1 protein-coding gene is annotated in these 968 nt (G+C 52.6%); it reads right to left on the reverse strand.

Annotated elements, in window-relative coordinates:
• Nucleotides 1–882, reverse strand: an 882-nt coding sequence (istA, locus tag J3482_RS20100; RefSeq protein ID WP_206923072.1) for an IS21 family transposase, incomplete at its 3' end; no start/stop codon positions are given.
• Nucleotides 883–968 lie beyond the last annotated feature (86 nt).

Raw genomic sequence — 968 nt, forward strand, 5'->3', positions numbered from 1 at the left:
CCAGAGGTCAGCGATGCGTTCCTTCTTGGCGTAATGAGGACGGTCCATATCCGACTCTGCCATTTGAGCCAGATACGTCTCAAGCTCAGTATCCGTATCACAGACCGGTGGGGGTACGAGCCAGTTGCGACGCCCATATCCAACCTTGTTCTCAACATGGCCCTTTTCGTGACCACTGTTGGCGTTGCAGAACTCCGGATTGAACCGGTAGTGAGCTGCAAACCGAAGGAATTGGTCGGTGAACGTGCGCTTTCCATCCCGGTCAATCGAAATCACTGCGGCAGACAGATTGTCGAACCAGATCTTCTTTGGAACGCCACCTATTCGCTCGAAGATACGTTTCATCGCTTCCAGGAAGCACTCCGTGTTCTCCTTGCGGACTGGGAAGACAAAAGCCGCATTGCTGAACGGGAAAGACATCGTGAGCACCTTCCGCTCGACCAGTTTTCCGGGTTGTCCAACATAAGCCGTACCAAAATCGACTTGCGCCTCACCGCCAGGGTGCTCAAGATGCTCGTAGCTCTCGGCACGCTCCAGTTTGAGTTCCTTCCGGCGCTTGGCCACATATTCCTCGACAGTGCGCCGTCCACCCTCAAACCCATATTCATCGCACAGACGGTCAAAAATTCGCTTCGCCGTGTAGCGCTGCTTGCGGGGTAATGCCTGCTCCTCAGTCAACCAGGTATCGATGATGTCAAGGTACGGACCAAGAACAGGATGTCGTCTCTTGCGTCGATACATAGGCTCATTCCAGTTATCCTTTGTGGCGTACTTCTTGGCAGTCCGCCAATTGACTCCCATGACCTTCGCAATCTCCGAGATCGAATAATCCTCATTCTCATACAAGAACTTGATATACTGTTGCTGCGGCACTTTCAGCATCCTCTCTCACCACCCTCAGGTCTTCGACAAACCAAAGGGTAGAATTAATAGAGTGGGTGTTGCAAGTGCCCATTCACTTTTCCGCC

Origin of the sequence: Alicyclobacillus suci, assembly GCF_017329615.1 — a bacterium.
In the GTDB taxonomy this organism is placed as follows: domain Bacteria; phylum Bacillota; class Bacilli; order Alicyclobacillales; family Alicyclobacillaceae; genus Alicyclobacillus; species Alicyclobacillus suci.